At 65.9% G+C, this 16,631-nt stretch carries 17 protein-coding genes; 7 read left to right on the top strand and 10 right to left on the bottom strand.

Translation table 11 applies throughout. The annotated features are described in order from the left end of the window. The first annotated feature begins 331 nt into the window (after positions 1-331). The 4 genes from ASE31_RS08160 to ASE31_RS08175 are packed head-to-tail and all read left to right on the top strand — an operon-like array spanning position 332 to position 2,506. Positions 332-997, top strand: a complete 666-nt coding sequence (locus ASE31_RS08160) for a hypothetical protein (RefSeq protein WP_057201114.1) — start codon at positions 332-334, stop codon at positions 995-997. 13 nt (positions 998-1,010) lie between these two features. Further along, the gene (locus ASE31_RS08165; RefSeq protein WP_057201116.1) at positions 1,011-1,394 is read left to right on the top strand and encodes a hypothetical protein; all 384 of its coding nucleotides are present in this window, start codon (positions 1,011-1,013) and stop codon (positions 1,392-1,394) included. Positions 1,395-1,399: 5 nt separating this feature from the next. After that, positions 1,400-1,939, top strand: coding sequence for a hypothetical protein (locus ASE31_RS08170; protein WP_157412410.1), 540 nt, complete (start codon positions 1,400-1,402; stop codon positions 1,937-1,939). Positions 1,940-1,984: 45 nt separating this feature from the next. Further along, positions 1,985-2,506 (top strand): hypothetical protein, encoded by a 522-nt coding sequence (locus ASE31_RS08175; protein ID WP_057201120.1) that lies wholly within the window; start codon positions 1,985-1,987, stop codon positions 2,504-2,506. A gap of 18 nt (positions 2,507-2,524) precedes the next feature. On the opposite strand, the gene ASE31_RS08180 is transcribed toward ASE31_RS08175, so the two are convergent. From ASE31_RS08180 to ASE31_RS08195, 4 genes are all read right to left on the bottom strand, one after another. Next, on the bottom strand, positions 2,525-2,767 hold the full coding sequence (locus ASE31_RS08180) for a SlyX family protein (protein WP_057201122.1): 243 nt from the start codon (positions 2,765-2,767) through the stop codon (positions 2,525-2,527). Next, positions 2,767-3,957: a PLP-dependent aminotransferase family protein gene (locus ASE31_RS08185; protein WP_057201124.1), complete on the bottom strand. Its 1,191-nt coding sequence runs from the start codon at positions 3,955-3,957 to the stop codon at positions 2,767-2,769. The genes ASE31_RS08180 and ASE31_RS08185 overlap by 1 nt, the downstream gene beginning before the upstream one ends. Before the next feature lie 337 nt (positions 3,958-4,294). Beyond that, a complete protein-coding gene (locus ASE31_RS08190) occupies positions 4,295-5,044 on the bottom strand; it encodes an SDR family NAD(P)-dependent oxidoreductase (protein ID WP_057201125.1) in 750 nt (249 codons plus the stop codon). A gap of 241 nt (positions 5,045-5,285) precedes the next feature. Next, positions 5,286-6,248, bottom strand: coding sequence for a GlxA family transcriptional regulator (locus tag ASE31_RS08195; protein WP_057201127.1), 963 nt, complete (start codon positions 6,246-6,248; stop codon positions 5,286-5,288). 109 nt (positions 6,249-6,357) lie between these two features. Here ASE31_RS08195 and ASE31_RS08200 point away from each other — a divergent pair, with 109 nt between their 5' ends. Then, complete coding sequence (locus tag ASE31_RS08200; protein WP_057201129.1) at positions 6,358-6,660, top strand: hypothetical protein; 303 nt, start codon at positions 6,358-6,360, stop codon at positions 6,658-6,660. Between the two features lie 23 nt (positions 6,661-6,683). Here the strand turns inward: ASE31_RS08200 and ASE31_RS08205 are convergent, their stop codons facing one another. Beyond that, on the bottom strand, positions 6,684-7,568 hold the full coding sequence (locus tag ASE31_RS08205) for a LysR family transcriptional regulator (protein WP_057201131.1): 885 nt from the start codon (positions 7,566-7,568) through the stop codon (positions 6,684-6,686). A gap of 237 nt (positions 7,569-7,805) precedes the next feature. Here ASE31_RS08205 and ASE31_RS08210 point away from each other — a divergent pair, with 237 nt between their 5' ends. Then, the gene (locus ASE31_RS08210; RefSeq protein WP_057201133.1) at positions 7,806-8,282 is read left to right on the top strand and encodes a GyrI-like domain-containing protein; all 477 of its coding nucleotides are present in this window, start codon (positions 7,806-7,808) and stop codon (positions 8,280-8,282) included. Positions 8,283-8,357: 75 nt separating this feature from the next. On the opposite strand, the gene ASE31_RS08215 is transcribed toward ASE31_RS08210, so the two are convergent. Genes ASE31_RS08215 through ASE31_RS08230 form a run of 4 tightly spaced genes read right to left on the bottom strand, consistent with a single transcriptional unit; the run spans position 8,358 to position 13,651 of the window. Then, positions 8,358-9,686, bottom strand: a complete 1,329-nt coding sequence (locus tag ASE31_RS08215; RefSeq protein ID WP_057201135.1) for an MmgE/PrpD family protein — start codon at positions 9,684-9,686, stop codon at positions 8,358-8,360. Between the two features lie 58 nt (positions 9,687-9,744). Further along, positions 9,745-11,829 carry an acetate--CoA ligase family protein gene (locus tag ASE31_RS08220; protein WP_057201137.1) on the bottom strand — a complete coding sequence of 695 codons (2,085 nt, stop codon included), beginning with the start codon at positions 11,827-11,829 and terminating at the stop codon, positions 9,745-9,747. Positions 11,830-11,834: 5 nt separating this feature from the next. Next, positions 11,835-12,635: an enoyl-CoA hydratase/isomerase family protein gene (locus ASE31_RS08225; protein WP_057201138.1), complete on the bottom strand. Its 801-nt coding sequence runs from the start codon at positions 12,633-12,635 to the stop codon at positions 11,835-11,837. A 17-nt stretch (positions 12,636-12,652) separates the two neighbouring features. Further along, entirely contained in the window at positions 12,653-13,651 is a 999-nt protein-coding gene (locus tag ASE31_RS08230; RefSeq protein ID WP_057201140.1) for a tripartite tricarboxylate transporter substrate binding protein, read from the bottom strand. A 159-nt stretch (positions 13,652-13,810) separates the two neighbouring features. On the opposite strand from ASE31_RS08230, the gene ASE31_RS08235 reads away from it, so the two are divergent. Continuing rightward, the gene (locus ASE31_RS08235; protein WP_057201142.1) at positions 13,811-14,608 is read left to right on the top strand and encodes an IclR family transcriptional regulator; all 798 of its coding nucleotides are present in this window, start codon (positions 13,811-13,813) and stop codon (positions 14,606-14,608) included. A 453-nt stretch (positions 14,609-15,061) separates the two neighbouring features. Here the strand turns inward: ASE31_RS08235 and ASE31_RS08245 are convergent. After that, positions 15,062-16,631: calcium-binding protein (locus tag ASE31_RS08245; protein ID WP_162261385.1), on the bottom strand; the 1,570-nt coding region annotated here is incomplete at its 5' end.

Raw genomic sequence — 16,631 nt, forward strand, 5'->3', positions numbered from 1 at the left:
AGGGCGAGTGGGGACACGGGCAGCGGGGTCGCCTTTCTTTGGGGTACCTTTCTTTGGCGACTCAAAGAAAGGTACCTCGGCCGCCGGGCCGAGACCCGGCCTCCGCCCTCCACCAAGGCAAGCAGCAACCATCACCACCACCGCACCACAACCTTCCGCAAGAGAGGTAAAGAAGCGGGCAGCGGGCGGTGACGGATGCGGCCACAGCGTTGTGGCAGCACGCCCAAGGAACCGCGCGGCTTTCAAAAAATGTCCCGGACGGGTGCCGAACACGTTTACGATTTGCGGTAATCGCCTGCCAAAAAATGGCGCACCTGAGGGACTTCCTTTCATGCTGGGCAAAGACTTTGACCGCATCGCAGACGCGTATCTGCTCAACCAATCCACCGTCCCGGCCTGGACGAGCGTAGCCCCCGGTACCTTTGTACGCCACGACGCCGGCGGCTTCGACAAGCTGGCCCTCGACCCCGGCCGTGGCTTCGAGAACTTCGCCGTACTGATTTCCTATCAGCCCTCGGACCTCACGGATTTCATGGAAGCGCTGCTGGGCCAACCCTACGACCCTGTCGCCAGCGGATTCATCTGCGGCCCCTACCTCAGCCTGGGCAAGGTGGGCCGGCGCAGGCACACCTGGCCCTGCCGTACCCAGGAACAACTGCTCTCGTCCCTGGAGCGCGTCGTGACCGCGCTCGCCCAGATGGGTGAACCCTGGCTCGCGTCGCTGCGCGACCCCCAGGTGCTGGCGCAGCAGGTCGACCCCAATGCGGCGGCCATCGCCGGGTACGCCTGGGAGCGGGCCGGCCACCTGCAGAACGCGCATGCGTGCTACCTTGATTGGCTGCAGCGCCTGGAGGGCGGGCAGGAGCTGCTCCAGCGCCAACGCAAGAACCTTCCGCCCCAGAGGATGCAGGAATACCTCTTTCTGGCACAGAAGATGGGCCTGAACAACGAACTGACGGCCAGGTTCCAGGCGGCAATGGCCCACGCCGAACATTGAACGGCAGACCACCATGCACCTGTCGATCGGCATCGCCTCGGAGACCCGCGCCTTTGGCAAGGCGATGCGGCGCATCAGGCCTGGGTTCGATGCCCTGGTGGCCTCGTTTGCAGCACAACCCCTGGCCCACCCCATCCACGAATTTCTTCTCGTGGGCCTGACCAACAGCCAGCCACTGGGTTTTCTTGAAGAGGCACCCAACCGCGACGGCGCCTTCCAGGTCCTGTGCGGGCTGGGCCCCTGGGAACATGGCCCCGAGCGCGACGCCGAGTTGCGGCGCATGGCCTGGGATGCCGTGCGGCGTTCCATCGAGGCCTGCCCTTTCTCCGCACCGGACCGGGCGGCCGTTGCCCACCTTCTCGTCGACGAGGAGCGGCGCGCCTTCGCAGGAACATAGCCAGCATGGCAAACACCTACCGATTCATCGCAGATCCAGCAGCCCCATCACCGGTCCTGGCATGGTTCCGGGCCCTCGACCCGGCCCCCACAGAGGTGCCGACCGCGCGCGCCACGGTGCTGCATTTTGAGCACCTGGGGGCGCTGGTGTATCGGGCCGATGGCCAGATCGACGCGACCCGCTCGCCCGTGGTGACGGTGTTTTCGCCCCAGGTGAAACGGGGTGTGCTCTGGACGGTGGGCGAGGTCCATTTTCTCGCCAGCCCCCTGCGCAGCCTGTTCCCCGAGCTGCACCGCGTGGGCAAGGACTTTGCCCGCTGGCTCGCAGGGCACGACTGCGTGTTCTCCCGCAAATCCGGCCCCCACGAATTCGACTACTACCTGGAGGGATCCGTACGCAACTACGACCCGCCGGTGCACGCGTTCCCCGCAGCCCAGGCCGCCCTCGCCCAGGGGCAGTACTTCGTTGCCGAAGAAGACAACGATGTGCGCCTTGACCTGTTGTGCCGGGCGCTTCGCCTGCGCGGCGTCGCTTGCAGTCCTTGAACGCTGCACCACCGCCAATCGACCGCTACCCCGCCAAGACCGACCATGCTCAAGCAGGACAAGGAAGACTTCATTGCGTTCGCCAGCGGTGGCCGCGAACATACGGCCCAAGTGGTGCAGCGCCTGAACGCCCGCGGGTTGGGCCACTTCGAGGACCACCCCTTGTCCGCCAAACTGGTGCGGCAACATCTGGGCGGGCTGATCTCCCTGTGGAATGACAACCCGGTCCCCGGCGCGCGCGACTGGGTGCTGCAGTTCATCGCCGATGCCCAGATCGCCGACGCGCAGGTCCGCCCCATGATCCGCGAGGCGCTGGCCGATAAGGACTGCCCCTTTCTACCAACGGTGCTCTACACCATGGGCACCGCCCCTGCCCTGTTCGAGGACTGCGGAGACCTGCTGTTCGCGCTGGCCAGCCACCCGGACCACGAGGTGCGCTGGCGGGTTGCGTACTTCATTTCCAAGGTCCGCAACCGCAGCGAGTCCATGGTCCGCGCCATCCATCTGCTGAAGCTCGATCGCTACGACACGACGCAGGTGTATGTCAGGGCTTGCGGCGTCAGCTGACCTCCACAGCACGTTACCTCAGTAGTGCGGCGGCAACTCGTCACGCAGATTGCGCGGCGCCCCGCCCGCCCCGCCATCTGGCGCCTGCTGCCGCAGCTGGATAACCTCCTGCGTAAGCCGGTCGATCAGCTCCTGCTGGCGGTAGATGGTCAGGTTGAGCTGGTCCAGCAGGTCCTCGGTGAAGCTGGCCTTGATCTCCAGGCTCTCCAGCCGCTCGATGATGCGCTGATGGTCAGCGCCCGGGCCCGAGGCCGACTCCATCAGAGGGCCTGACCCAGGCGCGCCACACCTTCGCGGATCTTCTCCACGTCGGCCGTGGCGAACGACAGGCGCAGGGTGGCGTTGTCAGGATTGGCACAGTAGAACGGCGTGCCGGGCACGAAGGCCACGCCCTTTTCGATCGCGCGCTTGGCCAGCACGTTGCCGTCCGCCACCTTGCCGCCCGCACCCGTGAGGCGGGCCCACACGAACAGGCCACCCTGGGGCTGCACGAATTCGATGGCGTCGCCCAGCTCCTTGCGCAGCGCATCGCCCATGGCTTGGGCGCGTTCGGCATACACCTTGCGCACCTTGGCCAGGGTGGCAGGCATGCGGCCGGCCTTGAGGTACTGGGCAGCGGTGGCCTGGGCGAAGGTACTGGTGTGCGCATCGCTGAACTGTTTGCACATGGTGGCCTTGGCCAGCAGCTCAGCGGGGGCGATCATCCAGCCCACGCGCAGGCCGGGTGAGAGCACCTTGCTCATGGAGCCGCAGTGCGCCAGCAGCTCGCGGCTTCCGGGCACCGTGGCCGACAGGTTGAGCAGGCTCGGTGGCGGCGCTTCGCCGAAGTACAGGTCGCCGTAGGGGTCGTCCTCGACGATCAGGGTCTGGTGCTTCACGGCCATCTCCAGCACCTGTTTGCGGCGCTCCAGGCTCAGCATCACGCCGCTGGGGTTGCCGAAGGTGGGGATCAGGTAAACGAATTTCGGCTTGTGCTCGGCGATGAGCTTTTCCAGCTCGTCGGTCTTTACGCCGTTTTCATCGATGGGGGCGCTGATGAGTTCGGCGCCGTACAGGCGAAAGCACTGGATGGTGGCCAGGAAGGTGGGGCCTTCGACGATGACCTTGTCGCCGGGGCTGATGAGGGTCTTGCCCAGGAGGTCCAGCGCCTGCTGGCTGCCGGTGGTGACGATGAGGTTCTCGGGGACGAGGTCCGTGGCGCCCTTGCTGGCCATGAAGGCGGCGAGCTGCTCGCGCAGGGGCTGGTAGCCTTCGGTGGCGCCGTACTGCAGCGCCGCACCGGGCTCGTCCGTCAGCGCCTGGTTGCTGGCCGCGCGGATGCCTTCCACGTCGAACATGGCGCTGTCGGGGAAACCACCGGCAAAGCTGATGATGCCGGGCTTGCCCAGGAGCTTGAAGAGCTCGCGGATGGCAGAGGTTTCTACATTGTTCAGGCGGTCGGCGAATTGCATGGAGTGGGATCCCGGTGACAGTGGCGAATCCCCCCATTGTCGCCAATTGGCGTGCAGGTTTCCTGCGGCTTGGCCGGCATGGCGGCAAATCCGGGCAGCCTCGGCAGGCCAACATGCCGCCACAACGACGCCGGCGCAGCGACCAAGACTTCGGTCCCCGATGTTCTTGCCGCGGTGAAATCACCGCCTTGGCCTTGAACGGTGGAGCGTGCCTTCGGGCCACTGATCCTGGCCTTGATGACATCAACGACCTGCGCGAAAAGGCGCCGAATTCGCCCCGAGGTCGAGAATCAAAGCCGTTTGCTCGACAGCCTCTGCTTTGATCAGGCCGGGCCGGTCAGGCGCGCTGGCCGCCGGAGGCGGTGATCCGCTCGCCGGTCACCCAGGCCGAATCATCGGAGGCCAGGAACAGCGCCACGCGGGCGATGTCTTGCGGCTTGCCCGGACGACCGAACGGGATCGTTGCGACAATGGCCTTGACCGTCTCCTCCGACCAGCCCAGCGCTGCGATGCCTTCGGTGATGGTGCCACCCGGCGCCAGGGTGTTGACGCGGATATTCTTCGGCGCGAGCTCCATCGCGGTCACGCGCGTGATGGCGTCGACCGCGCTCTTGCTCGCAGCGTAGATCACCGAGTTGGGCATGAAGCCGACACTGGCGATGGAGCTGATGTTGATGATGCTGCCGCCATTCGGCCCGAAGTACCTGGCCGCTTCTTGCGTCGCGGTGATGACGCCGAGCACGTTGGTGGTGAACTCGCGATGGAATTCCTGCTCCGTTGCGGTTTCGAGAGGGCCGAACGCGTAGACGCCAGCATTGTTCACGAGGATGTCGAGCGTGCCGAAGGCGCGCTTCGATTCTTCGAAAAGCCGCTTGATGTCAGCGGTCTTCGAGAAGTCGGCCTGGATGGCGACGGCCTTGCCGCCGGCACCCTTGATCTCGGCGACCAGAGCATCCGCTGCGTCCTTGCTGGTCGAGTAGTTCACGACGACCGAAGCGCCGGATTGGGCGAAAAGCCTGGCGATTCCGGCGCCGATGCCTTTGGAGGCACCGGTGACGATGGCGACCTTGCCGTTGAGAGTGGTCATGGATTTCTGTCCTTTGGGTTGACGGCGCCACCTTGGCGCCTGGACGAACTGTCGATGATCGAGGCACGCGTGAATAGGTGCGCAGGCAACTAAGACTTATTCGCCAGACGGATCGCTCACCCCACGAATCGGGACGAAGATCTCAGGACGCTGGGCAAGGAATCGCCCCCGGCCAAGCAAGCCAGGTCACCCCGCGTTTGCCTCCCTTTGACCTTCAGCGATGGGGCGCGTTCGGCCCCATTCAGGCACGCGTGCGCAACTCCCGGACGCCGCGGCCCAGCTTGCGCCGCAACAAGACGCGCAAGCTGACACCATCGGCGTAACCGATCTGCGCAGCGATCTGGTCGATGCTCTCGCTGCCCGTGCGCAACAGATGCACCGCACGTTCGACACGCAGGTCCTGGAAGTACGACAGCGGCGTCTTTCCCAGGACGCTGTGCAGGCGCCGCGACAATGTGCGCTTGCTGGCGCCAACTGCGATGGCCGCCTCGTCGAGTGAGAAACCCCGTGCCAGTTGCTGCCTGGCCCAGCCCTCGAAACGCTCGACGACGGGGTCTGCGTGGGACAGGTGGTCCGGGATGACGAACTCGGCTTGCGAGCCGCGCGCCTCGATCAGCAGGTAGCGCGCCGCCAGCGTCGCCAGCGCAGGGCTGCGACTGCGGACGATGCTCAGCGCAAGGTCGAGATGAGCGAGGGCTGCGCCGGCCGTGATGAATCCGGAGGACTTCACGAACATGCTGGATTCGTCGAGCGCGACCTGCGCATAACGCTGCCGAAACATCGGCGCCAGCCACCACGACGTCGTGGCGCGGTGGCCATTGAGCAATGCGCTCTCGGCCAGTACAAATGTGCCGGTGCATGCCGCACCCGCCATAGCACCGGCGTTCGACCACCGCTGCAAGGCAAGGATGGCGTCGGCAACGTCTGCTTGCGCGAGGCGCGCCGCAAGCACGTCCGGCATCTTGGCGCCGAGCGCGGGCACGAGCACCACATCAGGCGCCATCACCTGGCTCACAGGCACGACCGGCACCGTGAGCCCCTGCGCGGTGCGCACGCGTCGCCGAACGCCCACCAGCGTCACTTCAACAGGCCCAGGCACCTGCGCGAGCGACCCCGCCAACTGGTTGGCCGTGCCGAACGTGTCGGCAAGCGCCGCCAGGCCCAGGTCGAACACACCATCAAGAACGAGAATGTGGAGGCGCATGGCAATAATGATAATGATGTTGGCGTTCTTGCCACTCGCTGACTACAGCGATGACGGGGAAACTCACGGCTCGCAACCTCATTCACCTGTTCGACCAGAGGATCACCCCATGTCCAAATTTGCCCTGTTCGTCCGCCTCGAGGCCAAGCCAGGCCAGGAGGCAGCCGTTGCCGCTTTCCTTGCCGGCGCCCTGCCACTTGCCAACGCCGAGTTGCAGACCACCACCTGGTTCGCGTTGCGGTTCGGCCCCTCCACGTTTGGCGTCTTTGACACTTTTGCCGATGAGGAGGGCCGCCAGGCCCACCTGAGCGGCCCCATTGCCGCTGCGTTGATGGCCAACGCCGAGGCCCTGCTCAGCACGCCACCGAGCATCGAGAAGATCGACCTGCTGGCGGCGAAGCTGCCCGGCTGACAAGCGGGGCACCGCGCACGTTCCTACCGACGAAGTTCCGCGATCAGGTATTCGACCAGCGCGCGTGCCGAGGGCTTGGGCGGTCGTCCTGGCGTGAACATGCCGTGGACTTCGACATCGCCCATGCGCCAATCCGACAGCACCTGAATCAGCGAACCGTTGGCCAGTTCGGCACGACAGCCCCACAGGGCTGTCGTCACTACACCGATGCCTGCCACAGCGGCGGCGACCGCCGCTTCGTTGGCGGACACGTTCAGACGACTGTGGATGCGCACGGATACGCTCTGGCCCTCCCTCTCAAAGGACCACGTGCCGGCGCTCGTTCCTGCAGGCCCTACGATCACCGCATGCGCAGCCAAGTCTGCTGGTGCCTTGGGCGTGCCGTTCGCCTTCAGGTAGGTGGGCGATGCCGCAACGATCCGTTGCGTTCGGCCCATCAGGCGGGCGGTTGCGCTCGAGTCTGCCAACGCGCCGAGGCGCAGGGCGACATCGACACCTTCCTTGATGGTGTCTTGCCGTTGGTCGCTCATCAACAAGCTGACGTTCAGTGCAGGATGGCGCGCGAGAAATCCCGGCATCACCGGAACGATTTCGCGCACGCCAAAGCTCGAGGGCATGGCGACACGCAGCGACCCACGCAATTCAAGCGATCCCCGCGCCACATGGTCGGCCTCTTCAAGCGCCGCCAGGATCGTTTCCACACGTGCCAGATAGTCGCTGCCGACGTCGGTGAGCGTGACGGCCCGCGTCGTTCGGGTGACCAAAGCTCCGCCCACGTCCTTTTCCAGTGCCGCGATGATGCGTGAGACCGACGGCTGCGACAGATCGAGCTCCCGCGCTGCGGCGGAGAAGCTTCCCGTGCGTGCAACGCGCGCGAAAAGTCGAAGGGCCAGCAGTTTGTCGTTCATGCGAGGGGTCCGGGGCTTGACTTGACGATACCAGCTGTCGCGCTTCGCCGTTGAATCCGCCCCCTCACACTCTGTGCCGCGCCGCCTTCTCACACGAGCCGGGGCTCGGCGGGGCCGCGCGCGCCGATGCCACGTGCACGCGCCAAAAGGAATCCAGCGGGCGTCTGTGGGCAAAATAGGTCCGGAGCCAACAGCGCATGCCGCATACCGCCAACCCAGACAACGGAGACACTGACCATGCCCCTCGAAATCCGCCAACTACCCAAAATGCGCCTGGCCTACATGCGCCACACCGGCCCCTACGGCCCCGCCCTAGGCCAGCTATGGGAGCGCTTTGGCCAGTGGTGCGCCGAGCACCGCCTGAGCGAGCCACGCCCCAAGTTTTACGGCATCAGCCTGGACAACCCCGCCTGCACGCCGCCCGGGCAATGCCGCTACGACGCCTGCGTGCAGGTGGGCGTGGGTCTGCGCACGGGGACGGATGCGCAGGTACAGGATTTTCCGGGCGGCGACTATGCGTGCAAGCGCTTCGAAGGCACGAGCGCCGAGATCGGTGCGGCCTGGGCCAGCATGGGCGCCCCGGGGCAGATCCCCGAGGGCTGGGTGCTGGATGCGCGGCCGGCCATCGAGGTCTATGACGAGGACTTTGCGATGGACCCAGAGAACGGCGTCTTCGCATGCTGGCTGTATGTGGCAGTGAGGCGCGCAACCTGATCCACCCCTACCGCCTGTGGCTTCGGAACAGATCAGCCAGCGCGAACCCATCGATATGCCAGGACGCGCCAGCCATCACAGCGCAAGGCTTGCGCTTGCGTCCAGCGCCCAGATCCTGGCCAGCAGCGACTGGGACCGTGCCTGCCCGATGACAGGTTCTGCCAACTCCAGAAACTTGCCTTCCAGCTCGGCGTCCGTGAGGGCCTGCTCCGGGTCGCCTTTGCGGTTGGGCTGAAAGTGCGAGAGCCGGCGCCCATCCACGGTCTCGATGTCGATACGCGCAGCCCGCTGGCCAGGAAAGGCGGCATCGAGCACCGGATCCACCTCGACCGTCGTGCGCTCCATCAGCGCGCGTGTGGCCGGGTCGTCCAGGCGGTCCGGCTCGTAGGCTGCCAGGCGAACGCTGCCGTGCGACAGCGCAGTGGCCACCACGTAGCTCAGGCTGAAGCGTGCTTCGTTGGCTGTGGTCGGATGGGTGTAGCAGGCGATGTCGAGGGCGGGACGGTAGGTCGCCACCCGCACGCTCTTGATCTGGTCAGCCTGGAGGTGGTGACGCTGCCGCAGTTCCAGCGCGCCATCGATGGCTGCAAACGTGTGGCCGCACCCGATATGGTTCTTGAACGTCAGGCGGGTGATGTGAAAGTCCTGTCCCAGCGTTGCGCCGACCTGGGACCAATCGGGGCCATTGCTCATGGCCTGGCCCAGACCGGTTTCCCCGTCCAGCACGTCGAGCGATCCGGTCAGGCCGCGCGAGGCCAGTTGAGCGGCAAGCAAGCCGGCCTCGGCCGCCCGCCCTGCATGCAGGGGCTTGGACATCGAGTCCATGCGGAAGGCCTGCTGAAGCCCTGCGGCAAAGGTAGCGGCAGTTGCCAGCGCATGGGCAAACGCAGGCCCATCCAGCCGCATGAGCCCGCCCACCGCAGCCGCGGCACCAAAGCTGCCGACGGTGCCGGTGCTGTGCCAGAACTGGTAGTGGGGCCGGCCCATCACCACGCCGATACGGGTAGACACCTCGTAGCCGAGCACCACCCCGCGCAGAAAATCGAGACCCGAGACGCCAAGGTCCTGCCCCGCAGCCAATGCGGCCGCAATGGTGGCGGCGCCTGGGTGGTACATCGCATCGCGAAAACTGTCGTCCACCTCGGCCGCATGCGCCGCAGCGCCGTTGATGAGTGCGGCGGTGCGCGCGGTGCTTGCACGCCCGCCCCCCAGAAAAGCGCGCCCCCGGTCGAGGTCGTCCACCAGGGTCTGCTCCAGGATCGCGACGGGCGGTGTGTTCAGCCCCGGGAACAGGGAGGCGTACCAATCGATCACGGCACGCTTGGCGTGGTGAATCACCTCGCCGGGCAGCGGTTGCCGCTGGAATTCGGTGGCGTACCGGGCAAAGATTTCTGTAGCGTGCATTTCAGGTTTCCAGACAGGGGGACAAATTCTCAAGCACTTCGTGCCCGCTTCGCAGCCATCAGGCCAGCACCACCACGCCGTCGGCCGCGCGAACGCCCTGGCCCTGGGGCAGCACGAACACCGGGTTGATCTCGGCTTCGAGCAGGCGCTCGCCGAGCTGGGCCGCCATCTGCGAGAAAGCCACGATGGCGCTGACCAGTGCATCGACGTCGGCCAGCGGCCGGCCACGGAAGCCATCCAGCAGCGGCCAGGTCTTGAGCTCCTGCGCCATGGCCAGCGCATCAGCGCGCGACAGCCAGCCGTTGGGTGGCAGCAGGCGCATGCTCGTGTCCTTGAACAGCTCGGCCGTGACACCCCCCATGCCCAGCAAGATGGCCGTACCCAGCGCGTCACGGTGCATGCCCAGGATCAGCTCGGTGCCGCCACCGACCATCTCCTGGACGAGGAAGCGCTTGGGCAGCACGCCGGCCTTGGTCTCGACTTCCGACGCCATGGCGCCGAGGCGCGCACCGATGGTCTCGGCCGTCAGGTTCACCGCCACACCGCCCACGTCGCTCTTGTGCGTGATCTCGGCCGAGAGAATCTTCAGCACCACGCGGCCACCCAGTTCACGCGCTGCAGCTTCGGCCTCGGCGGGCGAGGCGACGATGCGTTCGCCCGCACAGGGCACGCCGAAGCGTGTGAACAGCTGCTTGGCCTGGTATTCGTCCAGGGCACCTGTGGGCAAACCGTCCACCGCCACCAGCGCGGCCGGCTCGCTGGCCTCGACCTGCGGCTGCAACTGCGCCACCTGGAACATGGCGCGCAGGGCCGCCGTGCAGCTCTCCGCAGCGGCGAATGCGGGTACGCCACGCTGCGTGAGCAGCGCACCCACTTCAGGTGCATGCGGGCTGACGTAGGCGATTACCGGCTTGTCAGAGTTGGGCAGGCAGTCCTCTATGGCACCGGCCAGCAGCTCGGGCATGGCCAGGCTGGAGGAGCCCACGATGATGGTCAGCGCGTCGTAGCTCGGGCTCTGCAGCAGCACATTGATGGCCCCGCGCAGCAGGTCGGGTTGGAGGCCCGCCAGCGTCACGTCGATGGGGTTGCGGTCCAGCACGGCATGGTCGCCGGTCTGCAGCGCGCGCAGGGCCTCGGCGGTGGCGGCGTCGGGCGCGGGGGTGTCGAAACCGGCCATGCCCAGATCGTCAGACACCAGCGTGCCCGCGCCGCCGGTGGAGGTCAGGATGGCGACGCGCTTGCCATGCAGCTTGCGGCCGGTGGCCAGCGCGGCCGGAATGTCCAGCAGGTCGCTGAAGGTGTGCGCGCGGATCACGCCGACCTGCTTGAACAGCGCGTCGTACATGCGGTCGGCGCCAGCCAGCGCACCGGTGTGCGAGACGGCGGCCTTCGCTCCGGCTTCGGAGCGGCCGATCTTGAACGCCACCACCGGCTTGCCGGCGCGCGCGGCCTTGAGGCAGGCGCTGCGGAATTTGGCGGGGTCGCGCACGGTCTCCACATACAGGGCGATGACCTTGGTGGCCTCATCATCGGCCAGGTGGTCGATGAAGTCGGCCAGTTCCAGGTCCACCTCGTTGCTGGTGGAGATCAATTTGGACAAGCCCACGCCACGCGCCGCTGCGCGCGACAGCAGTGCACCCAGGATGCCGCCGCTTTGCGACACGACGCCAATGCCGCCCACCGGGAAATGCGCCATCTCCAGCGCACCGGTGGCCGACAGCACGATGGAGTCGGTCAAATTGACGAGACCGATGGTGTTGGGGCCCAGGATACGCATGTGGCCCGCGGCCTCGATCAGCTGCTGCTGCCGACGGGCACCGTCTTCGCCAGTTTCGGTGTAGCCGCTGGCCAGGACGATGGCCGCGGCAGTGCCCCGGGCTGCGAGGTCCCGCACGGCCAGGTGCGCCCGCTCCGCGCCCAGCAGGACGATACCGACGTCAGGCACCGCAGGCAGCGAAGCGATGTCCGGGTAGCAGACCAGGTCGCCGATCCGGTCCACCTTGGGGTTGACCGGGTAGATTTCGCCGGCAAAGCCGTGCTTGAGCAGATAGGACACGGGGCGGCCTGCGGTCTTGGCGGCATCGGCGGATGCGCCAATGATGGCCACGCTGCGGGGCTGGAGGAGGCGGGAAATGGCGTTCATGGGTGTTACTCCTTGCTGGCAGTTGCCGAAGCCTTTGCCAAAAAGGCCATCACCGCATCGCGGTGCTCGGTGCTCGTGTAGCAGATGCCTTGTGCCTGGCTGCCTTGTGCGAACACCTGCTGTGCCGACATCTCGAAGGTTTGGTCCAGGATCGCCTTGCCCAGCGCCAGTGCGGTGGCCGAGCCCTTGCTGAGCTCGGCTGCCCAGGCCTGCGCATCGACCACCAGCGTCTGCGCCGAGGTCTTTCGGTCCACGATGCCCATGGCCAGCGCCTCGTCCACATCGACCTTGCGGCCCGTGAAGATCAGCTCCTTGGCCTTGGGCAGCCCGACGCGGCGGGGCAGGAAGTACATGCCTCCGCCATCGGGAATGATGCCGCGGTGGATGTAGGACCAGGAGAAATTGGCCCATTCACTGGCGATGATGAAGTCGCATGCAAGCGCCGTGTCGGCACCCAGGCCGGACGCTGCGCCATTGACGGCTGCGATGGTGGGCTTGGGCATGGTGTGCAGCAGGGTCTGCGTGTGGTGCACGCGCTGCTGGCGGTGCCAGCCGTTGAAGGCGATTTCCCCGGTGGGGGCGTTCATGCGGCGCTCCATGCCGGAGATGTCACCGCCCGCACAGAATCCCTTGCCGTTGCCGGTGAGCACCAGCGCCCGTATCGATTTTTCGGCGCTGACATGCTCCAGCGCCGCGATGAACTCGGTGCGCATATCGTCGCTCATCGCATTGCGCTTGTCAGGGCGGTTCAGCGTGAGCGTGGCGATGCCATGGGTAACGTTGAGTTCAATGAGCTCTGTGGTCATTTTCTGCTTTCGAAAGGCTAGTCATTGGTGATCTTGTTGTCCTTGACGACCTTGCGCCAGCGGGCCTCTTCGCCCTTGGCGTAGGTGTCGAATTCCTGGGGTGAGCTGCCCTTGACGATGAGCCCTTCGGCTTCCATCTTCTTGCGGAAGGCATCGGTGAAGACCGCCTTCCTGGCTGCGGCGTTGAGCTTTTCGATCACATCGGGAGGTGTTCCTGCAGGGGCGAAAAGGCCGTACCAGCTGTCGGCCACGTACCCCGGAACGCCGCTCTCCGCGACGGTCGGCACCTTCAACAGGACATGTGAGTTGGAGCGTGCCGCCGTCGTCACCGCCAAGGCTCGCAGTTGCCCCTTGTCAACCATGGTTCCCACGGCTGCCGCTGTGGCAAACATCACATCCACCTGGCCGCCCAGCAAGTCGGTAAGGGCGGGTCCCGCTCCGCGATAGGGCACATGGATCAGGTTCGTTGCAGTGAGGTTCTTGAACAATTCACCGGCCAGATGGGCCGATGTGCCCGCCCCCTGCGACGCAAAGGAAAGCTTGCCTGGGGCCGCCTTGGCGGCGGCGATGACGTCCTTCACGGATTTGTACGGACTGCTGGCCCGCACGACCAGCACATTGGGTGATACACCCACCAGCATCACGGGCGCGAAGTCCTTGTCGGGGTTGTAGGGCAGCTTGGGCTGAATGCTGGGATTGACCACATGCGCGACGGTCGCCATCACCAGGGTGTAGCCGTCCGGCGCGCTCTTGGCAGCCGCATCGGTTCCGATGAGGGTTCCAGCACCCGGCTTGTTGTCGATGATCACCGGCTGGCCCAGCTCCTGGCCCATGACCACGGTCATGGAGCGGGCCACCAGGTCCGTACCGCCACCCGGCGCAAATGGCACGATGATGCGAACCGGTTTGTCGGGGAACGCCGCGTTGGCAGGAGCGGCGTGCAGGCCGCTCAAGACCGCTGCAGCCGTGATGACCGATGTGATGCGCAAACGCGCAGAACGCAGGGATTGGTGCATTTTTTGTCTCCATTAATAGGGATTTGACCCACGGCAAGTGGCCTCAAGGAGCGGCATCGTCGGCCGCCTCACTCACAGGGTTAGCGTAAGAGAACGCCTTCTCCAGTGCATCCCCTTCATTCCACTGGTTGGAAATGAAATGCATCCACAATAGTCACCATGACCACACCCGCCAGCAATGCCGCAAGACGCAAGAACCATGAAAAACCCACACTGAACCGGTCGCTGGAGCGCGGGGTGGAGCTCCTGAGGGCGTTTCGGCCCGGCGCTGATCTGCTGGGAAACGGCGAGCTGGCGGAGCGCACGGGGCTGTCGCGGGCCACCGTCAGCAGACTGGCGCAGACCCTGGTGCAGTGCGGTCTGCTGGAGCACGACGGCGCACGTCGCGCCTATCGGCTTGCGGCCCCGGTGCTGAGCTTTGCGCACGCCATGCGATCAGGCTCGCCGGTGCTGCAGATCGCGGCGCCATTGATGCGCACGGCAGCAGAGAAGCTGCGCGTCAACGTCGGGCTGGCGGTGGCGGACCGCGAGGAGATGGTGTACCTGGAGTCCATCCGCTACAACAGGAAGGTATCGCTGCGAAGCGTGGTGGCGGGCCAGCGCGTGCCTATCGAACTCACATCCCTGGGGCGCGCGTATCTGTGCGCCCTCTCCGAAACGCAGCGACGGGAGCTGATGGCCAGGCTGGGTCAGCAGCGTCTGTCCGGCTGGAAGGCGTTGCGCGAAGAGATACTCGCGGCGGTGCAGCAGTTCGGCGAAAAGGGCTACTGCACCGCCTCCTGGCAGCCCGAGGTGGTCGCCCTCGCGATCCCCATCGTCGCGCCCAGCGGCACCATCTACGTGCTCAACATGAGTGTCACCACCCAGCAAAGCGCGCTGGAGACGGAGGCCGAACTCAGCGCGCCCCTCAAAGCACTGGCCGGGAAGATAGAGGATGCCGTTCGGCAGCTGGAGTGAAGCTGAGGGCTTGAGCGCTCACACCAACCGGGCAACGGTCTTCATCAGGCCGCAGTGCGCTTTGCCCTAGCAAGCGATGTACAGACACTGCTGGACGGCAGCGGCATGGACGGTTGCGCCATGAAGGCGAAGTGCCCAGCCCCCGCCACCGTGCTGCTGTCCTGGGTCCTGGGCAGATGGGGCGGCCACATGGCCGCCAGGCTCTCGGCGGTCAGCACCACGGCCATGGGGGCCAGAGGGAACACGGCGCGGATGCGGCGGTCAGGCACCAAGACGCGCTGGGCATCGGTCGAGGGGCAATCCGGGCCTTGGTGTCCAGCCCGCTCCATCCCAGTCCGGCGCTTGGTGGTCGAGGCTCAGTGTTTGGAGGTGATGCTACCCCCTGGTGGCCAACAGGCAGCGGCAGGATAGCCAATATCCCGTATGACCATGTATCCCCGCCACGCTGGCGCGTCAGGCGAACTCAATCCCCTTGGCCGCCAGCCCCACCAGATCAATCCGCACCGCGTTCAGCTCCAGATTCGCCGCCATCACCGTCAGCTCGGAGGCTGATACCCCACCCGCCATGATGTCGGTCAGCAGCTTGAGTTCCCCATCCGTACCCGCACGGCCCACCACATTGGTCCACAGCGTCTGCGCAATCTGCGTAGGCGTGCTCGCTCCCAAGAGCTGCAGCCCCAGCCCCGCAATGGTCTGGCTGCTGGCCCCGGCATCCAGCAGCCGGATCACCTCGCCCACCACGCCCTTGTTGGTCAGCAAAGCCGGCCCGCCCAGGGCACCCAGCAGCTTGGCTGCTTCGCCCGCATGGCCGTTCAGGTCCAGCGCCAGCTTGGTGTCATTGAACGTGACCCGCTCCACCCGCGTCACATCCAGCATCGCCCCATCCGTCAGGCGTTGCAAGGTGAAGCTGCCATTGTTCTGGGATTGCACATAGGTCTGTGAGAGGGTTGCCGGGATGACGACTGTGTCGATGCCTGCACCCCCATCCACATACCGGGCCAGGCCCAGCGTGGGGGTGATGGTGTTGTTGCCCGCATCGCCGGTCACGGTGATATCGCGCACGGCATCCACGCGGATGGCGCCTGCGGCACCCATGCCTTCCAGCAATTGGGCGGGCGTCTTGCCAGCACTCTGCTCGGGGAACACTTGGGCGAACAGCGTGGCCACTTCCAGCGCCGTCTTGCCCGTCAGGCTCTGGATGATGGCCCCTTCGCCCTGGTTCAGATCGCGGCCAATCCACTTCTGGAACAGGTAGGCGCCTGCTTCTTCTGCGGCGCTGTGCGCCACCGTGAGGCTCGGGCCCGTTGCAAAGCGCACCTGCTCGACATCCACCAGCCAGTCGGAGACGCCACTGGCGGTATGGGTCAGCTTGATGCCTGCGCCTTCGAGAGTCACGGTGTAGTCGGCGCGTGTGCCCTCCTGGATCGCCACGTCAAACCCGGTGCCCCCGTTCAGGCGGTCACTGCCCGTACCTCCCGAGAGCAGGTCATTGCCTGCGCCGCCAAACACGATGTCGTCGCCGGCATCACCAAAGACCTGGTCATCGCCGGCCTCGCTGCCGACCACATCGTTGCCGCCACCGCCGTGGATGATGTCGTCATCGGGGCCGAGCACGATCCACTGGGCCGATCCATCGCCGCTGGCCATGTTCTGGCCGGCGCCGCCGATGACGCGCACATTGCCCACCACGGCGATGAACTCGATGTTGTCCACCTGGATCACCGAACCTGCAGGCAGGCCGCGCGCGTCGATGATCACCGCCTGCTTGCCATCGGCAGGGTTGGCGCTGCCGTTGATGACGAGCGGCACGCTGGGGTTGAAGCCCACCCCTGCCGTAGGCTTCAAGATCTGCACCGACAGCGGCTCATTGGGCCCCAGGGTGGCATAGAACACCTGGCCGGCATTGGTCAGCTCGGGGTTGTTGCCGGTGACCCGCTCGATGCGGAACCCCAGTTCTGCCAGGGCCGCAGCCCCTGTGGACGTGCCGGAGAGGCCTTCAGCCGACAGCCCCACACCGGTGGGC

The sequence above is a fragment of the Acidovorax sp. Root217 genome (genome assembly GCF_001428645.1).
Taxonomy (GTDB): domain Bacteria; phylum Pseudomonadota; class Gammaproteobacteria; order Burkholderiales; family Burkholderiaceae_C; genus Acidovorax.